Below are 17171 nucleotides of genomic sequence, written 5' to 3' on the forward strand. Positions count from 1 at the left end.
CCTTGGCGTTTGGTGCGGTTTGCGCGGTCCCCCCCGCCCCGGGGCCCCCCCCCCCACCGTTGTGTTCCCGGGTGCCGCTCAGGCGGTGGCGAGCCGGCCTGCCGGGGCTTCGGTGCCCTCCGCGGCGTGCAGGGCCCCGGTGGCCAGCAGGTACTGGGCCAGGATGTACGTGGCCATGATCCAGAACTGATGCCCCGGCAGCTCCCGCCACTTCGCGAGCTTGGTGGCGATCAGGGTGTCGGAGAGCAGGAAGAGCGCCCCGCCGAGGCCCGTCCGCCACCCCAGCCCGGCCGAGGTCACCGCCGTCGAGGCGAGCAGCAGGCTGTACCCGGCCACCGGGGCCTGGAGGTCGCCGAGGTCCGGCCAGAGCCGGCCCACCATCACGGCCCAGGCCGTCGCGTACGCGGCCGCGACCACCATCGCCCGCCGCCGGTCGGTCAGCGCCCCCTGCCGGACGAACATCGTCACGAAGCAGACGTGCGCCGCCGCGAAGGAGCCCATGCCGGCCAGGAACGCGGTGTCGTCGCCGAGCTGCAGCAGGACGTCGCCGCCCCCGCTCAGCAGCAGCGCCGGCGCCAGCAGCTTCGGCGCCTCCCGGCCGGCCGCGGTGGCGGCCGTCACGCTGTGCGCGGCCAGCAGCGGCATCAGGGCCGGCTTGGTGGCGTGCCGCAGCACGGGCGTGTCGGTGAGCAGCGCGCCCAGGTGGGCCGCGGAGGTGGCGGCGAAGCCGGTGAGCAGCCCGGTAGCGGTGCGCAGGCGCCCTGGTCCGCGGCCGCCGAGAACGGCGCGGGTGGTCGTACGGATGCTCATGCGGCGGTGTCCTCCGGGGGTCCGAGTGGGTGGCGGGGCCTGGGTGCCGGGGCCGGCGGCCCGCTCGTCCGCACCCTAGGCGACGGGGCCCGCGCCGGGGAAGGGCTTGTTACCGGCGCGTAGCACCGGCCGGGCCCGCGGGGTGACGAGGCGGAGGGCACGGCGGCGGGTGGGGCGGTGGGCGGCCGGCCGATTCGCCGCCCGGTCCGGTTGCTGCCACCGGGGCCGCGCCCACCGTCTAGTCTGGACCACGACATGGAGCAGCAGGAGTACGCGGCCGGCGCCACGCAGGTGGCCGGCGGCACGCCGGACGGACGCGCGGGCGGGGCGGGGCGCAGTACCACCACCGCCGTCGTCGCCGTACGCGAAGCCGGTCCTGACGCTCCGCAGGAGCCCGGCCCGGCCGCGGACACCGCCGGGCTCTCGCCCGACCCGGGTCTGCTCCGGCTCGCCCAGTGGTTCGCCGAGGCCGGTCCCGGCACCGCCGACGACCTCTGCACCGCCTCCTTCGGCCTCTACCCCGCCCGCCACTTCGGCGTCCCCGCCGAGCCGGCCCCCGGCGCCGCACCCGGCCCCGCCGAGGCCGAGGTCAGCTGGTGGCACGGCCCCACCGCGCACGCGCCCGCCGCGCTGCGCGCCCGCGAGGCCCGCCCGGCCCGCGGCCCGCGCCGGGCCCGTCGGGACGCCGGCTCGCCGTCCGCCGTCCTCTCAGGAGTCAAGCCGGGCACGCCCGGTAAGCACCGCAAACCCGAGCGCGCCCGCTCCGCCGCCGGTGCGCAGGACCGTTCCGCCGCCGCCGAACGCCGGATCGCCGCCCGGCTGCTGCTGGCCCACCCGCTGGTCACCGCCTCCGGGCCGCACGCCGAGGGCTTCCCGCTGATCCGCCGTCACCGAGACTGGCTCACCGAGCGGTTCGACACCCTCCTCGGCTACCGCCTCGTGGTCGGCCCCTGGCACGCCCGGCTCTGCAAGGCCGGCCTCGGCCCCGGCGCCGGCCGCCGGCTCGAACACCCCGGCACCGGTGCCCCGTTCACCCCCGGGGGATACACCCGGCTCGCCCTCGCCCTGGCCCTGCTGGTCGACGCCCCCGAACAGCTCCCGCTCGGCCGGCTGCTGGCCGCGATGCGCGCCGCCGCGCCCGGGCCGGACCGCACCGCCGCGCCCGCCGACCTCGCCATGGCCCTGGCCGCGCTCGCCGAGTGGCAGGTGCTCGACGGCATACCCGCCGACCTCGCCGAGGAGAACACCGTCCTCACGGTCGACCGCGAGCTGGCCCGTGCCGTCCCCGCCGGACCGCCCGCCCTCGCCGCCGACGCCACCGACCTGATCCGCCGCGCCACCCAGGCCGATCCCGGCACCGCCGTCCGCCGCCGCCTCGCCGAGACCCCGGCCGTCCTCGCCGACGACCTGCCCGAGGACCAGCGCGCCTGGCTCCGCGACCACCACCACACCGGCCCCGCCGCGCTCGCCGACTTCCTCGGTCTGGAGGCCGAGGTGCGGGCCGAGGGCGTCGCCCTGCTCGACCCCGCCGACGAGCTCACCGACCTCGCCCTGCCCGGCCCCGGCACCGTGGCCCAGGCCGCCCTGCTGCTGGTCGAGCGCCTGGTCGAGGAGGTGCGCCCGCTCCCCGGCGAGACCACCGGCGCGGACGTCCCGATCCCCGACGCCCTGATAGACGGCGTCCTCGGCGACATCGCCGACGAGTACGGCCTCCCGGCCGGCTGGCGCCGCGACTACCTCGCCGACCGCACCGCCCTGCGCCGCGACACCCTCGACCTGCTCCACCGCATGGGCCTGCTCACGCCCACCCCCCGCGGCACCCGCCCCCCGGGCTGGCTCCTCCGTGCCCCCGCCGCCCGCTACGCCCCCGCCGCGGACCTCCTCCCGCCCCCGGGCACCGGCCGCCACTCCCGCCGGGACCACCCGGAGACGATCCCCGCCCAGGCCGGCCCGAGGGAACAGCAGCGGGCCTGAGGGTCAGAGTCGGGCGACTCTCAGGCGTCCGCCGGAGATGCGTTCGATGTCGTCGATGTCGGACGTGTAGATGACGACCCTGCCGTGCGTGCATGTGTCTCTGGTCACATCATCGTCTGGCCGTGGCCGCCGTCACCGGGCCGTGTTGGACGGTTTCGACGGTGGCGCCGACGCCGAGGGCGCCGAGGGCGATGGAGGCGAGGACGGCGGCGCAGGCGAGGTAGCGGCGGTGGCGCTGGGGGAGCGGGAAGCGCGGATCCTGGAGGGTCGCCGGAGGGTTGGCGTTCATGGCAGGGAGCGTTCCAGGGCGGCGTGAACGATCGCTACGCGTGGGTGAAGTCCGGATGGGGGGCGGGCGTCGGTTCGTGCCGACAGGGCCCCCATGGGTGCGGGCCCCGCCGCTGGGCCCCGCCCCTGGGGTCAGCCGCTCGGGGGCGCGGGTAGGGGGCGCGGCTAGGGGTGAGCCCGCCCCGGTCCGTGTGACCCGTCAGGCGGCGGCGTACATGCGCGTTGCCTGCTCGGCGCTCGCCCGGGTCGTCGGCACGGCGGTGTCGAGGTAGTGGGCGAGGGCCTGCCGGCTGCGGGTCAGGTCGTCGATCCGGCCGTCGAGCTCGGCGAGCTCGCCGCGCAGGGTGGCGAGCAGGTCGGGGCAGGCCTCCAGGGCGGGGAGGGGGCCGCTGGCGCACGGCAGGATCTCGGCGATCACCCGGGTGGACAGGCCCGCCGCCAGCAGGCCGCGGACCTGCCGCACCCGGACGAGGGCGTCGTCGCCGTACTCGCGGTAGCCGGCGGCCGACCGCTCCGGACGGAGCAGGCCCTGCTCCTCGTAGTACCGCAGAAGGCGGGTGGACACCCCGGTCAGGCGGGCGAGTTCTCCGATGCGCATGATCGTCGGAACGTCCGCCCGCCCGCCGCTGTTCCCGCCTGCTGGCGGTGGGCCGGCTACTCCGCGGCGCCGGTGAGGAAGTCCAGGACGAGCTTGCGCAGTTCGGGCAACTGCTCGACGACGGCCATGTGGCCGGCGCTCATCTCGGCGAACCGGGCGCCCGGGATGCCGTCGGCCATGGCACGGTGCTGGCTGGGCTGCACCAGCATGTCCTCGGTGGGGCTGATCACCAGCGTCGGCACCGCGACGGAGGCCAGCTCGCCACGGACGTTCACCTCGGCCACCAGGTTGAACTGCTGCCGGAAGGCGGCCGGCAGCGGGGTCAGCAGGTTGTCGTACAGGCCGGTGAGCTGCTCGGTGGTGAGCGAGCTGACCCAGCTCGAACCGAAGACCACCGAGAGCATGAAGCGGGCCATCAGCTCCGGCTGGTCGGCCAGACCGATCGCCAGCTCGGCGGTCATCCGCAGGCGGTGGTCGCCGCCGGCCACCGGGGCTATCAGCAGCAGCGAGCGGACCCGCTCCGGGTGGCGGTTCACGGCGCGGACGGCGACGGCGCCGCCCAGCGAGTACGCGGCCAGGTCGAAGGTCTCCAGGCCCTCCTCGACGGCGGCCGCGACCAGCCGGTCCGCCAGCTCGTCCAGGGTGGGCGCGTCCGCCTCGAACGGGGAGTCGCCGGAGCCGGGGAAGTCCGGGGCGACGACGGTGCGGTGGGCGGCGAGGTCCTCCAGCAGCGGGCCCCAGTTGTTGACGCCGCTGCCGCCGGCGCCGTGGGCGAGCAGCAGGCCGGGGCCGGAGCCGAGGACGGTCCGGGCGAGCGGGGCGGGGGTGGTCGGCTTCTCGGTCATGACAGGTGGCTCCTCTTCGGCCGTGGGTGTCTCGGGCACTCACGACGGTATGTGTTCACACCGATGTGAAGGTCAAGAACGTTGCCCAACTCTGTTCGGAGCACGCTGAAGTGACACTTCGACTCGCCGGTCGGCAGCCGGACACGCCGGAGCACCGGCCGGCGCCCGGAGCGGCCCGGCCCGCGCCAGGGGCGGACGGCGGGAGTGTGAGGACCGACCTCAGCCGGCGGGCTGGACCTCGTACGGGGCCGGGTACGGCGTCTCGTACGGGGTCAGCACCAGCCGCACCACGTCCTCCAGCCGCCGCCGGGCGTCGCCGAGCGTGGTGCGGCCGGTCACCCAGGCGGTCAGCTCGCCCTGCCAGGCGTGGCCGACGATGTGCCGCACGAGGTCGCTCGCGGCGGCCGGGACTTCGGCCATCACCGCCTGGAGCGCGGTGCTGTCGGCGCGGGCCATTCCCTGCAGGGCCTCGCTGGCGAAGGGGTCGGTGGAGGCGGCGACGGCCACCCGGAGCCGGGCCAGCTCGGGCTGGCGCTGGTAGGCACGCATGCCGCCGCGGACGAAGCGCACCGCCCGGTCGGTGGCGCCCAGACCGGCCCGGGGCCCGCGCAGCTCCGCCACCAGGTCGGCCAGGAGCAGCCGGTGCCACTCCGCGATGGCCGCCGCCAACAGGTGGTCCTTCGAGGAGAAGTAGCGGTACGCCGTCCCCAGGGCGACTCCGGACCGCTCGCAGACCTGCTTCATCTGCAGCCGCTCGACGCCGATCTCGTTCACCAGGGCGAGTGCGGCCGCGATCAGGGACTCGCGGCGTTCGAGCTGACGCGGAGACATCGTCTCCACCGGCCTTGGTGACAGGTCAACCTTGGTCACCCGCACCATGATACGGCCCGGGGCCGCTCAGGAGTATGACGCCGACCGGCCGCCTCTCGTTCGTCCGCCGTGCACCGGGGCGGAGGCGAGGGGCGGCGCCGGTCAGCGCAGCCGGGCCGAGCGGTCGCGCACCAGCGCCTCCTGCACCGCGGAGGCCACCAGCCGGCCGTCCCGGTCGTAGAACTCGCCGAACGACAGCCCCCGGCCGTCCGAGGAGGACGGGCTGCGCTGGGCGAACAGCAGCCACTCGTCGGCCCGGAACGGGCGGTGGAACCACATCGCGTGGTCCAGCGAGGCCAGGATCAGCCGGGGCGGCTCGGTGCGCTGGAAGAAGTTCGGCTGGATGTGCAGCCCGGCCGTCGAGGCCAGCGTGAGGTCCGAGAGGTAGGTGAGCGCGCAGACGTGCAGCAGCGGGTCGCCGTCGGGCAGCGGGGAGCCGGTGCGCAGCCAGACGAACTGCTGCGGCATGCCGGGCACGGCCGGGGGCACGCCGGGCGCGTCCGGCGGGACGAACCGCAGCTCCAGGGAGCCGAAGCCGCTGTTGCGGGTCACTGCGGCGCGGTCCGCCTCGTTCCAGAGCGAGAGCGCGTCCGGCAGTTCCTCGGGCCCGGGCAGGGCCGGCATCTCGCGGTGGCGGTCGGCGGCGGGCTCGGGCCGCTTGAAGGAGGCGGAGAGCGTGAAGATCGCGTCGCCGCCCTGGACCGCCGTCACCCGCCGGGTGACGTACGACATGCCCTGGCGGACCCGGTCGACCTCGTAGCGGATCGGGCGGGTCGGGTCGCCGGCGAGCAGGAAGTAGCCGTGCAGCGAGTGCACCGGGCGGTCGGGCCCGACGGTCAGCCCGGCGGCCGTCAGCGCCTGCGCGGCCACCTGGCCGCCGAAGGCGCGCATCGGGGCGCCGGCGTGGCACCGGCCCCGGAACGTGTTCTCGTCCAGCCGCTCGATCCGCAGCAGCTCGGCGAACGGGCCGGCGGTATCGGTGGCCCGTCTTTCCTGTTCGGTCACGTCGGTCACGGGCCCATAGTGGCAGAAGCCAACGGTTCGGCGGTGTGACCTGGGTAACCCTTTCGGGCGAACATCGGTGTAGAACCTGTTCCAGAACCGGGCGATGGTCGACGCATTGTCAGTACCCCCTCCTAGCGTGCTCGGCATGTCGCAAGCCGTACACGCGTACACCTATCTGCGCCCGTCCGCCGTCCTCGACGGCGCCGACGGCCCGCGCCTCGCCCTGGAGACCTCCGGCGGCGCCACCCCGCTCGGGGCGGTCGCCAATCCGCGCTTCTTCGCGGGCTTCCTGGCCGACCCGGCGCCGGCCGCCGCCGCGCTGCTCGCGGTCGCGGACGTCGCCGCCGCCCGCTACTACCAGCCGCAGCTGCGCGCCTCGCTCGACCCGGTGGTGACCGCCAACGGCGACCGGCTGCGGTTCGAGTCCTTCTCCGGCTGCTGCGGCGTCTACGCCCGGCTCGACGTGCTCGGGGCCGGGCTCGACGGCGACGAGATCGGCCACGGCACCACCAACGTCGACGTCAACAACCCGCTGCGCGAGGCGCTCACGCGGATCGGCCCGGGCGACCCGCTGCACCTCGCCGTCGGCCCGGACGCCCTGGAGGTCACCACCTTCGACGGGCCGGTCGTCGAGAAGAAGGTGCCGCTGCCCGAGCGGTGGCTGCGCGGCTTCGCCGAGACCCAGGTGACGGCCGCCGGCTTCGACCTGCGCGCCGAGCTGCCCGCCGCCGAGGCCGTCCGCTTCCTGCGCTCGCTGCCGCGTGGCGGCGGCCGGGCCCGGGCCGCCGCAGGCTGGGTCGTCCCGGCCGGCCGGACGCTGCGCCCGACCACCCGGCCGGTGCCCGGCGCGGTCTGCCTGCCCGGCCCCGAGCGGCTGGCCGCCCTGCAGCGGGTGCTGCGGCACGCGCTGGCGCTGCGGGTCTACGCACCGGTGGCGGGCGACGGCCCGGCCGCCTCGGCCTGGGAGGTGGTGCTGCCCGGCATGCGGCTCACCCTCACCCTGTCACCCGACGCCTCGCGCGGCTTCTCCGGCGAGGGCGGGGTGCTGGGCGCGCTGGCCACCGGCGCCGCCGAGCAGGACGCCGAGCTGGTCGCCGTCCTGCTGGCCTGGGAGCCGCGGATCGAGGTCGCCGAGCTGGCCGGGCAGTGCGGTCTGACCCCCGCGCGGGTACGGGCCGCGCTCACCCGGCTCGGCACCGCCGGGCAGATCGGCTACGACACCGCCGAGGCCGCGTACTTCCACCGGCAGCTGCCTTACGACGCCGGCCAGGCCGAGGCGCGGAACCCGCGGCTGCGGGCCGCCCACGCGCTGGTCGCGGCGGGCGCCGTCCGGCTGGAGGCGGGTGGCGCGCTCGCCACGGTGACGGTGGACGACCACCTCCAGCGGGTCCGGACGGACGCGGCGGGGGCGGTGAGCTGCACCTGCCTCTGGTGGGCCAAGTACCGGGGCGGGCGCGGGCCGTGCAAGCACGCGCTTGCGGTCGGGATGGTCCGGGAGAGCGCGGCGAACGCGACGAGCACGGCGGGAGTGGGCGCATGAGTGGCGTCGAGCAGCTGGTGACGGCGGTCCGCGAGGGGCGGACGCCGCAGGTACCGGCCCTGCTGGCGGGGCTCGGCCGGGCCGAGCGGCGGGCCTGCCTGCCCGCGCTCAAGGAGCTGCGCAAGCAGGTCCGGGGCGAGTGGTCGAAGGAGGCGACCGCGCAGGCCGGGGCGCTGCTGGTGGCCGGGGCCGGCTGCCACGCGGGGCCGGCCGGGGCCGCGACCTGGATCGGCGGGCGGGACTTCGCCGGCCGCTCCTGGGCCCGCCACCCGGCCCTCGCCGAGGTGGTCGGCGCGCAGCCGGTCGAGTGGCAGGTCGAGGTGGCCACCCGGCTGGCGGCGCGCCGCGGATCGGGCTGGAGCTGGGACCTCTACCCGCTGATCGAGCAGGTGGTCCGGCGGACGGGCTGCCCGGTGCCCGACACGGAGGCCTTCACCGCCGAGTGGCTGGAGCAGCTCGCGAGGGGTGACGGCAAGCGCGGTCGGGTCCGGACGCTGCTGGAGCTCCTGCGCGAGGACAGCTTCACACCGGTGCTGGTGCCCCGGGTGTTCGAGCTCGCGGACATCGGCTGGCGGCTCGAATTCCGGTTCACCGAGCGGCCCGGGGACTGCTGGCCGGAGGCGGTCGCCGCGCTGGCGGCCGGCGGCGAGCTGGACCGGGCCGAGCTGATCGACCGGTGCCTCGCCCGGCTGGTGCGCGGCGGCAAGCCGGGCGACCAGCGGGCCTTCCTCGCCGTCCTGGCCGCCCTCGCGCCCACCCCGGAGGAGTACGCCGCCCGGCAGCGCAGCCTGGTCGCCCTGCTGGACGGGCTCTCCGTGGTCGCCGGTCACGCCCAGCAGACGCTGGCCGGGCTGGACGCGGCCGGGCTGATCGGGCCGGAGGTGCTGGCGGAGGCCTCGGTGGTGGTGCTGTTCCGGACCGAGAAGAAGCTCGTGCGCGCCCAGCTGGGATGGCTCGACAAGGCGGCCCGGCGCTCGCCCGAGCGGGCCGGCCCGGTGGTGCTGGCGGCGGCCGAGGCCTTCGGGCACCCCGACACCGCCCTCCAGGAGCGGGCGCTCAACGTGGTGGCCCGTCACCTCGGCGCGGCCGGCGAGGCGGTGCTGCCCGGGCTGCGGTTCGCCGCCGAGGCGCTCAACCCGGCCCACCACGCGCGCGCCGGCGAGCTGCTGGGCTCGCCGGTCGGCGGCGACGCCCCTGACACCGGGTGGAGGGAGCTGCTCCCGCCCGCCCCGCAGCCGAGGCCGCTGGGGGAGCCGCTCGCCACCCCGGAGGAGGTCGCCGAGGAGCTGGCCGCCCTGATGCTCGCCGACGGGCCGGACGTCGCCCTCTTCGAACGCGTCCTGGACGGCCTGGTCCGCCACGCCCACCTGGACCGCCCGGCGCTGGCCGCGGCGCTGGAGCCGGTCCTGCGCGTGCACCGGTGGAGCGGCGCCGAGCGGTGGCGGGACTGCGGGCCGGGCGACGTGCTGTACGTGGCGACGGCGGCCGCGGGGCAGGTCTCGACGCGGGGCCTCTGGGACGGCATCCGCGGCAAGGGCCGGTCACCTCTGCGCGGGGCGGACAACACGCCCTACGGGAACGTGCTCGCCGTCCGCCTGGAGGAGGCGGCCTGGCAGGTGACCGCGACCCGGCCGCCGTTCCTGCTCGCCACGCCCACCGACGCCACCGGGGCACTGGAGGCGGCCGTGCTGGTGGAGCGGCTGGCCGGGTACGAGGCGGCGGGCGCGAGCCCGGGCGCGGCGGACCTGCACGCGGCCCTGCTGCGGGTCACCCCCACCACCGACGCCGCCGTGCTCGCCGACGCCGCGCTGCTGGGCTCGCCGGACGGGCGCTGGGTGGCGCACTGGCTGCGCGAGGGCGGTCTGCCGCACCAGCCGTCGGCGCGGGTGGTCTTCGCTCCCGGCCGGAGCGCGAGCGGCAGCCGACTGCACGGTCGCACCTACTGGGACCGCTGGTGGGAGGAGCTTCACCGGGTGGCGGTGGCTCAGCCCGGCCTCGGAACCGGCCCGCAGGGCCCGTCCGTCGACCAACTGGGCGAGGACTTCCGCGCCCTGCTCGACAGCACCGAGCCCAGCGTGGCCCGGGCCCGGAAGCAGAACGAGTGGCTCTGGCAGCCCACCGCGCACTGGGCCGCCATGCTCCCGCACCACCGGGAGGAACAGGCCGCCCGCTGGCTCGACTGGTTCGCCGACTCCGCCGACCGCGAGCGGCGCGGCGCGGCCGCGCTGCTCCCCGTCCTCGCCGAGGCCGGCGGCCCGGCCGGCCTCGCCCTCCACCTCGCCGTCGGCTACGGCCTGGGCGCGCGCTTCCCCGAGGACCGCACGGCCGCGGTCGACGCCCTGCTGGTCCTCGCCGCCCGAGGGGACCTCGACGGCGCCCTGCTCGGCCGCGAGCTCGGCGAGTTGGTGGTCCGTGGCACCGTCAAGCCGAACCGTCTCGCCGCGGCCCTGGCGACGGCCGCCGACACCGGCGCCTATGCGACCGTGTGGTCCGTCCTCGCCCCGGCCCTCCCGGCGCTGCTGGCCGGCGAGCCCGCCCGCGGCACCGCCGACGTCCTCGCCGTCGGCACGGACGCCGCCCGCCGCTGTGCGGCCCGCGGCCCGATACCCGAGGTGGCCGCCGTGGCGGGCCGGGCGGGGGCGAGCCGCCTGGTGAAGGAGGCGCGCTCGCTGCGCGACCTGCTGGCCGGCTGAGGGGCGGTCCGTCTGACGAGTAGGCCGCCTGAGGGGCCGGCCGTCCGACGAGCAGTCCGGCTGAGGGGCCGGCCGTCCGAGGTGCGGCCGCGGAAAGGGGAGGCGCGGAGCGGGCCCGGAGTTCGCGTGAACTCCGGGCCCCTCCCGGTGCGTCGGGCCGCGTCAGACGGTGACCCCGTCGTCCTCGGCCGCCGCCTTGGGCCGGGTTGCGGGCTGGGCTGCCGCGGTACCGCTTGTCGCCGAGCCGCTCGCCGCCGTGCCGCCCGTCGTCGGACTGCCCGCCGCCGCGCCGTCCGTCGCCGCGCCGCTCGTCGGGGCGAGGCCGTCCGGGACGACCAGCTTCGCGTCGTCCTGCGGCAGCGCCGCGACCGCCCGCCACCAGAGCCGCAGCGCGGGCGGATCGGCCGGCTCGAAGGGCTTGCCGGGGCGGGGTACCGCCAGGTGCGCGCCGAGCGCCTGGGTCGCGGCGACCACGCGTTCGGCGGGCTCCTCCCACGGGTGCGGCGCCAGGTTGAAGGTGCACCAGTGGATCGGCAGCAGCAGCTCGCCGCCGAGGTCGAGGTGGGCCCGGACCCCCTCCTCGGGGGTCATGTGGACCTCGGGCCAGAAGTCGCTGTACGCGCCGACCTGCATCATCGTCGCGTCGAACGGTCCGAGCCGGCGGCCGATCTCGGCGAACCCGGGGAAGTAGCCGGTGTCGCCGCTGTGGAAGACCCGGTGCCCGCCGCCGGCCACCACCCAGGACGCCCAGAGGAAGAGCGCGCTGGTGCGCGGGCCGCGGCTGCAGTAGTGCCGGGCCGGAGTGGCGGTCAGGGTGAGCCCGGCGACCTCGGCCGACTCCCACCAGTCCAGTTCGACGAGCCGGTCGGCGGGCACGCCCCAGTGCTCCAGATGGGCACCGACGCCGAGCGGGACGGCGAAGACCGCACCGGTGCCGATGAGGGCGCGGATGGTGGCCATGTCGAGGTGGTCGTAGTGGTCGTGCGAGACCACCACGACGTCGACCGGGCCGAGTTCGGAGAGCGGGAGCGGCACCGGGTGGAGGCGTTTGGGGCCGGTCCAGCCGAAGGGGGAGCAGCGCTCGCCCCAGACCGGGTCGAACAGCACCCGGCGGCCGTCGATCTCGGCCAGCACGGTGGCGTGGCCGAGCCAGGTGAGCCGCAGGCCGGAGGTGGGCGGCGCGGCGAGGTCGACCGGGAGCAGCCGGTGCAGCGGCACGGCGGCGGTGGGCATCCGGCGGGTCTTGTCGGAGGCCAGCTGGGCGCGGGTGATCTCCAGCGGGGTGCGCTCGTAGACGAGCCGGCGGGTGGGCAGCGGGTTGCGGAAGGCGCCGTCGGCGAACTGCGGCGAGCGGTGGATCCGGGACAGCCGCTCGCCCCGGGGCTCGGCGCCGAAGGCGTCCGTCCGGACCCGGTGCCAGGCCGCGCGGGGCAGTCCGGAGAGCGTCGGCGGGCTGGAGAACTGCGAGGTCAGACCGGCTACGCGGGAGTACCACGGGGCGGGGCGGGGCACGGCACCTCCAAGGACGGTTACGGCTACCGGGCGTGCCGGGGGGCGTACCCACGGCAGTAGGGCCGCTGTGGTACGACAACCATCTCGTCGGAGGTTACTCGCAGTGGGCCGCCCGGACCCGGTGGGCGGCCCCGTGCGTGCCGTTCGGCGTACAGAGCGGCGGACCGGCAGGGGCGCGGCGGGCCGCTAGGCGTAGAAGCGGGTGATCGTCTCCGCGACGCAGTGCGGCTTGGCGCTCTCCGCGCTGGTGATGGTGAACCGGACCACGGCCTGGACGCCGCCGGGCACCTCGGTGGCGGAGACCAGTTCGGCGGTGGCCCGGATCGCCGTGCCGACCGGCACCGGTGCGGGGAAGCGGACCTTCTCCGAGCCGTAGTTGAGCGCCATCCGCACGCCCTCGACGCCGTAGCACTCCTTGGCCAGCACCGGGATCATCGACAGCGTGAGGTAGCCGTGCGCGATGGTCGAGCCGAACTGGCTCTCCTTGGCGCGCTCCGGGTCGACGTGGATCCACTGGTGGTCGCCGGTGGCCTCGGCGAACAGGTCGATCCGCTCCTGCTCGACGGTGTGCCACCGGCTGGTACCCAGCTCGGTGCCGACGGCCGCGGTGAGGTCGGCGAGGGAGGCGAAGGTCGTCACGGAACGCTCCTGGTGGCAGGTGGGGGTGCGGACTCCGGCAGAGTATGCCTACTCGCCGGTCACCTGTCAGGGGTCGGCCGGAAAACGATCAGGACCGGAAAGGGCCGGGGCCGCGAACGGCCCGGGCCGGGGCCGGGCAGGCGTCAGGAGTGCTGTGCCGTCCGGCCGGCGGGCATCAGGTGACGGCCGCTGACCAGCTCCGGCACCAGGGCGACGAACAGCGGGTCCGGGTCGCCGATCCAGGGCCGCAACCCGGAACGCAGCGCCAGCCGTACCTGCTCCGGCTCGCGCACCACGTCCGCCCGGCCGTGCACCAGCACGCTCCAGCCGGTCCGGGTGACCGGGTCCAACTGGTCGGCCTGGAACGCGACGACGGTGCCGTCAAGCCCGCGCGCGGTGGTGCTGCCCCGGCGCACGGCCAGCAGCAGGCGCCCGTCCGCAGTGACCTCGAAGGAGACCGGCAGGACAGCCGGCAACGCGTGCTCGGTGTACACCACGCGCCCGACGGGCACGGTGCTGAGCAGCCGCAGGCACTCGGCCTCGCTCAGGGGCTCCACACGCTCGTCACGGTCCATGCCTCCGATCGTCCTCTTGCCGGAGCACGGGCCGATAGGGCCCATGGTCCCGGAGCGGGCGGGCCCGGAGCCCCGTCGCGGGGCCCGCGGGGCGGTAGCTTGTCCGCGGCGGTGCGGAACGTGCCGGGGGCACGGGCGCCGCGCCGCCGGTACGACAGGAACGGCCGTACGGACAGGAACAGCCGTACGGACAGGCACGGCTGCATGACAGGAACAGCCGTACGGCAGCATGCGCGGCACCGCAGGAACGGCCGGACGGCAGGAGCCGCGGGCCGGGGGAGGTCGCGGTACGGCGGGACCGGACGCGCGGCCGGACGGAGCGTGCGGTGGTGCGGCGGGCGGCCCCGGGTAGGGCGGGGCCGGCGAGGAGGGGGCGGTGCGGGTGGTCAGTGGGATCGATCTGGTGGTGATCGGGGCGGACGGCGGGCCGGACCGCGGCTTCGGCGGCTCGGCGCACGCGGCGGCCGGGGCCCGGCTGCTCGCCGACGTGCTGCCCGGGATGTGTTTCGACGCCGGCGCGGCCGGCTGCCGGGTCGCGGTGGTGGACCCCGGCGCGGACGCCAACACCATGCTCACCGCGGTGCGCGAGGCCGCCGCCCGGCCCGGCCGGTGGCTGCTGGTCTGCCTGGTGGGCCAGCTGGTCGCCGATCCGCGCGGCCGGCGGCTGGCCCTGGTCACCGGCGGCTCCACCGCCGACAACGCCTACCGGCGCGGGCTGGCCTGGGACTGGGTGGTCAGCGCGATGGTCCACGGCGACCAGGAGGAGGCGCTGCTGCTGGTCGACGCCGTCGCCGACCGGGACACCTGGGCCGCGCTCGAACGCGGCGGCGGCGAGGACGGTGCGGGCGAACTGCTCAGCTACCCGCGGGTGCCGCTCTGGGGCCGCGTCGGCCGCTACACCGCCGGTAGACGGGGCCGGGACGCCGTCCTGCCCGGGGGCGAGGGATCGTTCAGCCGCGCCCTCACCACCGTGCTCCAGCAGGGGCTGCCCGGTGCGCCTGCCGCCGTCGCCCCGCTCGACCTGCAACCGGCCGTCGCCGCACTGCTCGACGGCGGCGATCCCGGGGCCGGCACCGCGTCGGCCGGCACCGCGCCGGGCGCACGCCTGCTCGTTCCGCCGCAGGGCGGGCGCCTGTTGATGCGAAATCGGGCCGCGGTTCGGGGCGCATTGGCCGGATTGTCGCTTTCCGAAGAACTGTTGGCCGTTCTGTGGCGGGAAAGTGCCCCGACGGATCCGCCTTCCGCGTAAGGTCAGGGGCCCGGGGTGTTGCCGTGAAGGGGTGGGTTGGCGAAGAATCGATGCCCTCGCAGCAACACCGGCGGGACGGCGGAATTCTTCTGGCGACCACGGACCACGGACGGGGTCGGTCGCGATGAGGTGGGGCGATGCGGCGGCGCGGAAATGTGTTGCGCCCTGGGGCGGTTGGGGTCGCTGGGCTGGTTCTGGCGATGCTGCTGAGCTCCTGTGCGGCCAGTGGTGACGCCGGTTCCGTCGATCGTCTCGGGTCGAGTGCACCCACTGTTGCGGGAGTGAACCCGGTAACTCCTTCGGGTGGTTCCGCAAACATCGGGATCGCGCCGACCGACGGTCCCGAAGGGGCCCAGGGGCGCCTGGCGTTGAGCACCTATCAGGACTGGTGGCAGGCCCAGGTGGAGGAGTTCGGCCGTACCGATTCGGACGGGTCCCGGCTGCAGACGTACTCCTCCGGGACGGCGCTGCGCGACTCCCTCGTCAATCTCCGTCAGCTGCGTGACGCCAAACTGGTGATGATCGGAAGTCCGAGGAATTCCCCGGTGGTGAAGACCGTCGACCTGAAGTCGGATCCCCAGACCGCCGTGATCGAGGACTGCCTCGATGTGACGGGCTGGCACCAGGCCGATGCCACCACGCACGCGGTAAAGGATCCACAACAGCGGCTGACGCGGTACCTCGCGACCGTTTCCCTGCGGAAGTTCCAAACGCGTTGGCTGATCAACGAGTTCAAGCGGGAGGTGGACCGATCGTGCTGAAACTCGAACGGCAAATCGTGATCCGCGCGCTGTTGTCGGCCGGATTGCTGCTGGCCCCGGCGGCGCCCGCGATGGCGGACGAACCACCGGCGGGTGATGTCACCCACTGCGCGGTGAACGTCATCTGCGAGGGGACCAAGACGCCGGGGAGCACGCCGACCCCGGGCGGCGGCAACGGCGGGACGGGCGGCGGTGGCTCCGGCGGTCCGCAGCTCTGCCGCTGGAACGGCGAGGACTGGCCCTGCCGCGACCCGGAGCTGGGCTGGTTCAGCAGCGCGACCGGCTGCTACTACCGGACGGTCACCCCGCAGCCCTCGGCCGACGATCCGGTCTGGGCCGGACACAAGCCCACCGAGGGCACCGTCTACGCCGAGACCTGCCGTTTCACCGACGGCAGCATGGGCACGACGGCACCGAGGTTCTTCGCCCAGGCGCCCGCCGAGCCGCCGTTCGACCCGGTGGCGGAGGCCGAGAAGCTCATGTTCGAGCAGATCACCCTGCCGTTCCCCGAGCCGGGCATCGCCCCCAAGGGCACGGCCGTGGTCGGCGTGCCGGTCTGGCTCTGGCTGACCAACGCCAAGGCGCCGGCGCCGAAGTGGGTGAGCAACGGCACCGTCACCGTCACCGTCACCCCCCGGCTGGACTCGGTGGTCTGGGACCTCGGGGACGGAGCGAAGGAGACCTGCGACAAGGAGGGCGCGGCCGGCACCCCGTACGACCCGACGTACGGCGCCGCCAAGTCGCCCACCTGCGGCCATGTGTTCTCGACCGGCTCGGCCACGAAGTCCGGCGGAACCTTCGCCGGGACGGTCACGGCCAACTGGGTGGGCGAGGTGACCGTCACCGGCAGCAGCCAGAAGGTCGCCCCGATCAAGGTGCCGCTGTCCGCCAACCTCACCATGCGGGTGGCCGAGGTGCAGGTCCTCAACTGAGCCCGGCGGCAGAGCCGCAACACAGCAACGTGTCCGAACGACGTGGGAGGGGCCGGAACCCGGTGGAGAACCGTACAGACAGCGACGCCGGGGGTGTCCGTGGTGGTGCCTGAGCAGGGACCGGCCACGCCGCACACCCCGGGGCGGACGCTCCGGGCGCGGCGTCGGCGGCCGGCGGTGCTGGCGATGGCGGTGGCGCTGATAGCCGCCGGCGGGCTCGGCGGCGCGGTGCTCTACAACAGCACCGGGCAGCGGGTCGCCGTGCTGGCGCTCGCCCATGACGTGCCGTACGGACAGGTACTGACCGACGCGGACCTGGTGGAGGCGCGGATCGCGAGCGATCCGGTGCTCAAGCCGGTGTCGGCCACGGACCGCAAGGACGCGGTCGGGATGCGGGCCACCACCGACCTCAAGCGCGGCTCGCTGCTGCTGAAGGCGGACCTCGCCCAGGCGCTGGCCGTCCAGCCGGGCCAGCTGATCGTGGGCGTCTCGGCCAAGCGCACCCAGCTGCCGGCGACCAGGCTCCAGCCCGGCCTGCCGATCGTCGTGGTCTACACGCCGGACACCGGCCGGCCGGACTCGCTGGCCGCGGTGGTCGTCACGGTCGGCCGGGTGGACACGGACGGCAGCCAGGTGGTGGACGTCGCGGTGCCGGCGGCGGACGCCTCCCGGCTGGCCTCCTGGGTGGCCAGCGGGCGGATCCAGGTGGTGCTGTCGCCGCGCGGAGCGGCCGGCGGCGCACCCCCGGCGACTCCCGCGCCGTCGGGGGCTCCCACGCCCTCGGGCACGGCGGCGCCCTCCGGTGCCGCGACCCCGACCGGTACTGCGGCCGGCGCCGCGACCGCGCCCGCCGCGCCGCCCGGGGCGGGTGGGGCCTGAG

At 75.8% G+C, this 17171-nt stretch carries 16 protein-coding genes; 7 read left to right on the top strand and 9 right to left on the bottom strand.

Translation table 11 applies throughout. The annotated features are described in order from the left end of the window. Nucleotides 1-78 precede the first annotated feature (78 nt). Complete coding sequence (locus tag ACZ6NC_RS36170; protein WP_465738122.1) at nt 79-810, bottom strand: lysoplasmalogenase; 732 nt, start codon at nt 808-810, stop codon at nt 79-81. Between the two features lie 255 nt (nt 811-1065). Here ACZ6NC_RS36170 and ACZ6NC_RS36175 point away from each other — a divergent pair, with 255 nt between their 5' ends. Further along, entirely contained in the window at nt 1066-2784 is a 1719-nt protein-coding gene (locus ACZ6NC_RS36175) for a DUF2398 family protein (RefSeq protein ID WP_465738123.1), read from the top strand. Between the two features lie 109 nt (nt 2785-2893). Here ACZ6NC_RS36175 and ACZ6NC_RS36180 read toward each other — a convergent pair whose 3' ends face one another. The 5 genes from ACZ6NC_RS36180 to ACZ6NC_RS36200 all read right to left on the bottom strand — a co-directional run bounded on the left by ACZ6NC_RS36180 (nt 2894) and on the right by ACZ6NC_RS36200 (nt 6399). Then, nucleotides 2894-3073, bottom strand: a complete 180-nt coding sequence (locus ACZ6NC_RS36180) for a hypothetical protein (RefSeq protein ID WP_465738124.1) — start codon at nt 3071-3073, stop codon at nt 2894-2896. 198 nt (nt 3074-3271) lie between these two features. After that, nucleotides 3272-3670, bottom strand: a complete 399-nt coding sequence (locus ACZ6NC_RS36185) for a MerR family transcriptional regulator (RefSeq protein WP_465738125.1) — start codon at nt 3668-3670, stop codon at nt 3272-3274. Nucleotides 3671-3726: 56 nt separating this feature from the next. Next, entirely contained in the window at nt 3727-4515 is a 789-nt protein-coding gene (locus tag ACZ6NC_RS36190) for an alpha/beta fold hydrolase (protein WP_465738126.1), read from the bottom strand. A gap of 219 nt (nt 4516-4734) precedes the next feature. Beyond that, nucleotides 4735-5385, bottom strand: coding sequence for a TetR/AcrR family transcriptional regulator (locus ACZ6NC_RS36195; protein ID WP_396319992.1), 651 nt, complete (start codon nt 5383-5385; stop codon nt 4735-4737). A gap of 102 nt (nt 5386-5487) precedes the next feature. After that, a complete protein-coding gene (locus ACZ6NC_RS36200) occupies nt 5488-6399 on the bottom strand; it encodes an acyl-CoA thioesterase (RefSeq protein ID WP_465738127.1) in 912 nt (303 codons plus the stop codon). A gap of 136 nt (nt 6400-6535) precedes the next feature. On the opposite strand from ACZ6NC_RS36200, the gene ACZ6NC_RS36205 reads away from it, so the two are divergent. After that, the gene (locus ACZ6NC_RS36205) at nt 6536-7930 is read left to right on the top strand and encodes an SWIM zinc finger family protein (RefSeq protein ID WP_465738128.1); all 1395 of its coding nucleotides are present in this window, start codon (nt 6536-6538) and stop codon (nt 7928-7930) included. Then, complete coding sequence (locus tag ACZ6NC_RS36210; protein WP_465738129.1) at nt 7927-10623, top strand: DUF6493 family protein; 2697 nt, start codon at nt 7927-7929, stop codon at nt 10621-10623. The genes ACZ6NC_RS36205 and ACZ6NC_RS36210 overlap by 4 nt, the downstream gene beginning before the upstream one ends. 162 nt (nt 10624-10785) lie before the next feature. Here the strand turns inward: ACZ6NC_RS36210 and ACZ6NC_RS36215 are convergent, their stop codons facing one another. The 3 genes from ACZ6NC_RS36215 to ACZ6NC_RS36225 form a co-directional block, all read right to left on the bottom strand. Further along, on the bottom strand, nt 10786-12057 hold the full coding sequence (locus ACZ6NC_RS36215) for an MBL fold metallo-hydrolase (protein WP_465738148.1): 1272 nt from the start codon (nt 12055-12057) through the stop codon (nt 10786-10788). 264 nt (nt 12058-12321) lie between these two features. Next, a complete protein-coding gene (locus ACZ6NC_RS36220; protein ID WP_465738130.1) occupies nt 12322-12774 on the bottom strand; it encodes a MaoC family dehydratase in 453 nt (150 codons plus the stop codon). Between the two features lie 143 nt (nt 12775-12917). Further along, nucleotides 12918-13349 carry a pyridoxamine 5'-phosphate oxidase family protein gene (locus tag ACZ6NC_RS36225; protein WP_465738131.1) on the bottom strand — a complete coding sequence of 144 codons (432 nt, stop codon included), beginning with the start codon at nt 13347-13349 and terminating at the stop codon, nt 12918-12920. A 376-nt stretch (nt 13350-13725) separates the two neighbouring features. Between ACZ6NC_RS36225 and ACZ6NC_RS36230 the strand changes: the two genes are divergently transcribed. From ACZ6NC_RS36230 to ACZ6NC_RS36245, 4 genes are all read left to right on the top strand, one after another. Then, nucleotides 13726-14598, top strand: a complete 873-nt coding sequence (locus ACZ6NC_RS36230; protein ID WP_465738132.1) for a hypothetical protein — start codon at nt 13726-13728, stop codon at nt 14596-14598. A 200-nt stretch (nt 14599-14798) separates the two neighbouring features. Then, a complete protein-coding gene (locus ACZ6NC_RS36235; protein WP_465738133.1) occupies nt 14799-15359 on the top strand; it encodes a hypothetical protein in 561 nt (186 codons plus the stop codon). After that, entirely contained in the window at nt 15353-16291 is a 939-nt protein-coding gene (locus ACZ6NC_RS36240; RefSeq protein WP_465738134.1) for a hypothetical protein, read from the top strand. The genes ACZ6NC_RS36235 and ACZ6NC_RS36240 overlap by 7 nt, the downstream gene beginning before the upstream one ends. A 105-nt stretch (nt 16292-16396) precedes the next feature. Then, nucleotides 16397-17170: an SAF domain-containing protein gene (locus tag ACZ6NC_RS36245; protein WP_465738135.1), complete on the top strand. Its 774-nt coding sequence runs from the start codon at nt 16397-16399 to the stop codon at nt 17168-17170. Nucleotide 17171: the final 1 nt, after the last annotated feature.

The organism is Kitasatospora sp. NPDC041988, from assembly GCF_055588525.1.

Bases quoted from the DNA above. Each gene is read 5' to 3' on its own strand.
- ACZ6NC_RS36170 (WP_465738122.1), bottom strand. From the start codon at position 810: ATGAGCATCCGTACGACCACCCGCGCCGTTCTCGGCGGCCGCGGACCA.
- ACZ6NC_RS36175 (WP_465738123.1), top strand. From the start codon at position 1,066: ATGGAGCAGCAGGAGTACGCGGCCGGCGCCACGCAGGTGGCCGGCGGC.
- ACZ6NC_RS36180 (WP_465738124.1), bottom strand. From the start codon at position 3,073: ATGAACGCCAACCCTCCGGCGACCCTCCAGGATCCGCGCTTCCCGCTC.
- ACZ6NC_RS36185 (WP_465738125.1), bottom strand. From the start codon at position 3,670: ATGCGCATCGGAGAACTCGCCCGCCTGACCGGGGTGTCCACCCGCCTT.
- ACZ6NC_RS36190 (WP_465738126.1), bottom strand. From the start codon at position 4,515: ATGACCGAGAAGCCGACCACCCCCGCCCCGCTCGCCCGGACCGTCCTC.
- ACZ6NC_RS36205 (WP_465738128.1), top strand. From the start codon at position 6,536: ATGTCGCAAGCCGTACACGCGTACACCTATCTGCGCCCGTCCGCCGTC.
- ACZ6NC_RS36210 (WP_465738129.1), top strand. From the start codon at position 7,927: ATGAGTGGCGTCGAGCAGCTGGTGACGGCGGTCCGCGAGGGGCGGACG.
- ACZ6NC_RS36225 (WP_465738131.1), bottom strand. From the start codon at position 13,349: ATGGACCGTGACGAGCGTGTGGAGCCCCTGAGCGAGGCCGAGTGCCTG.
- ACZ6NC_RS36235 (WP_465738133.1), top strand. From the start codon at position 14,799: ATGCTGCTGAGCTCCTGTGCGGCCAGTGGTGACGCCGGTTCCGTCGAT.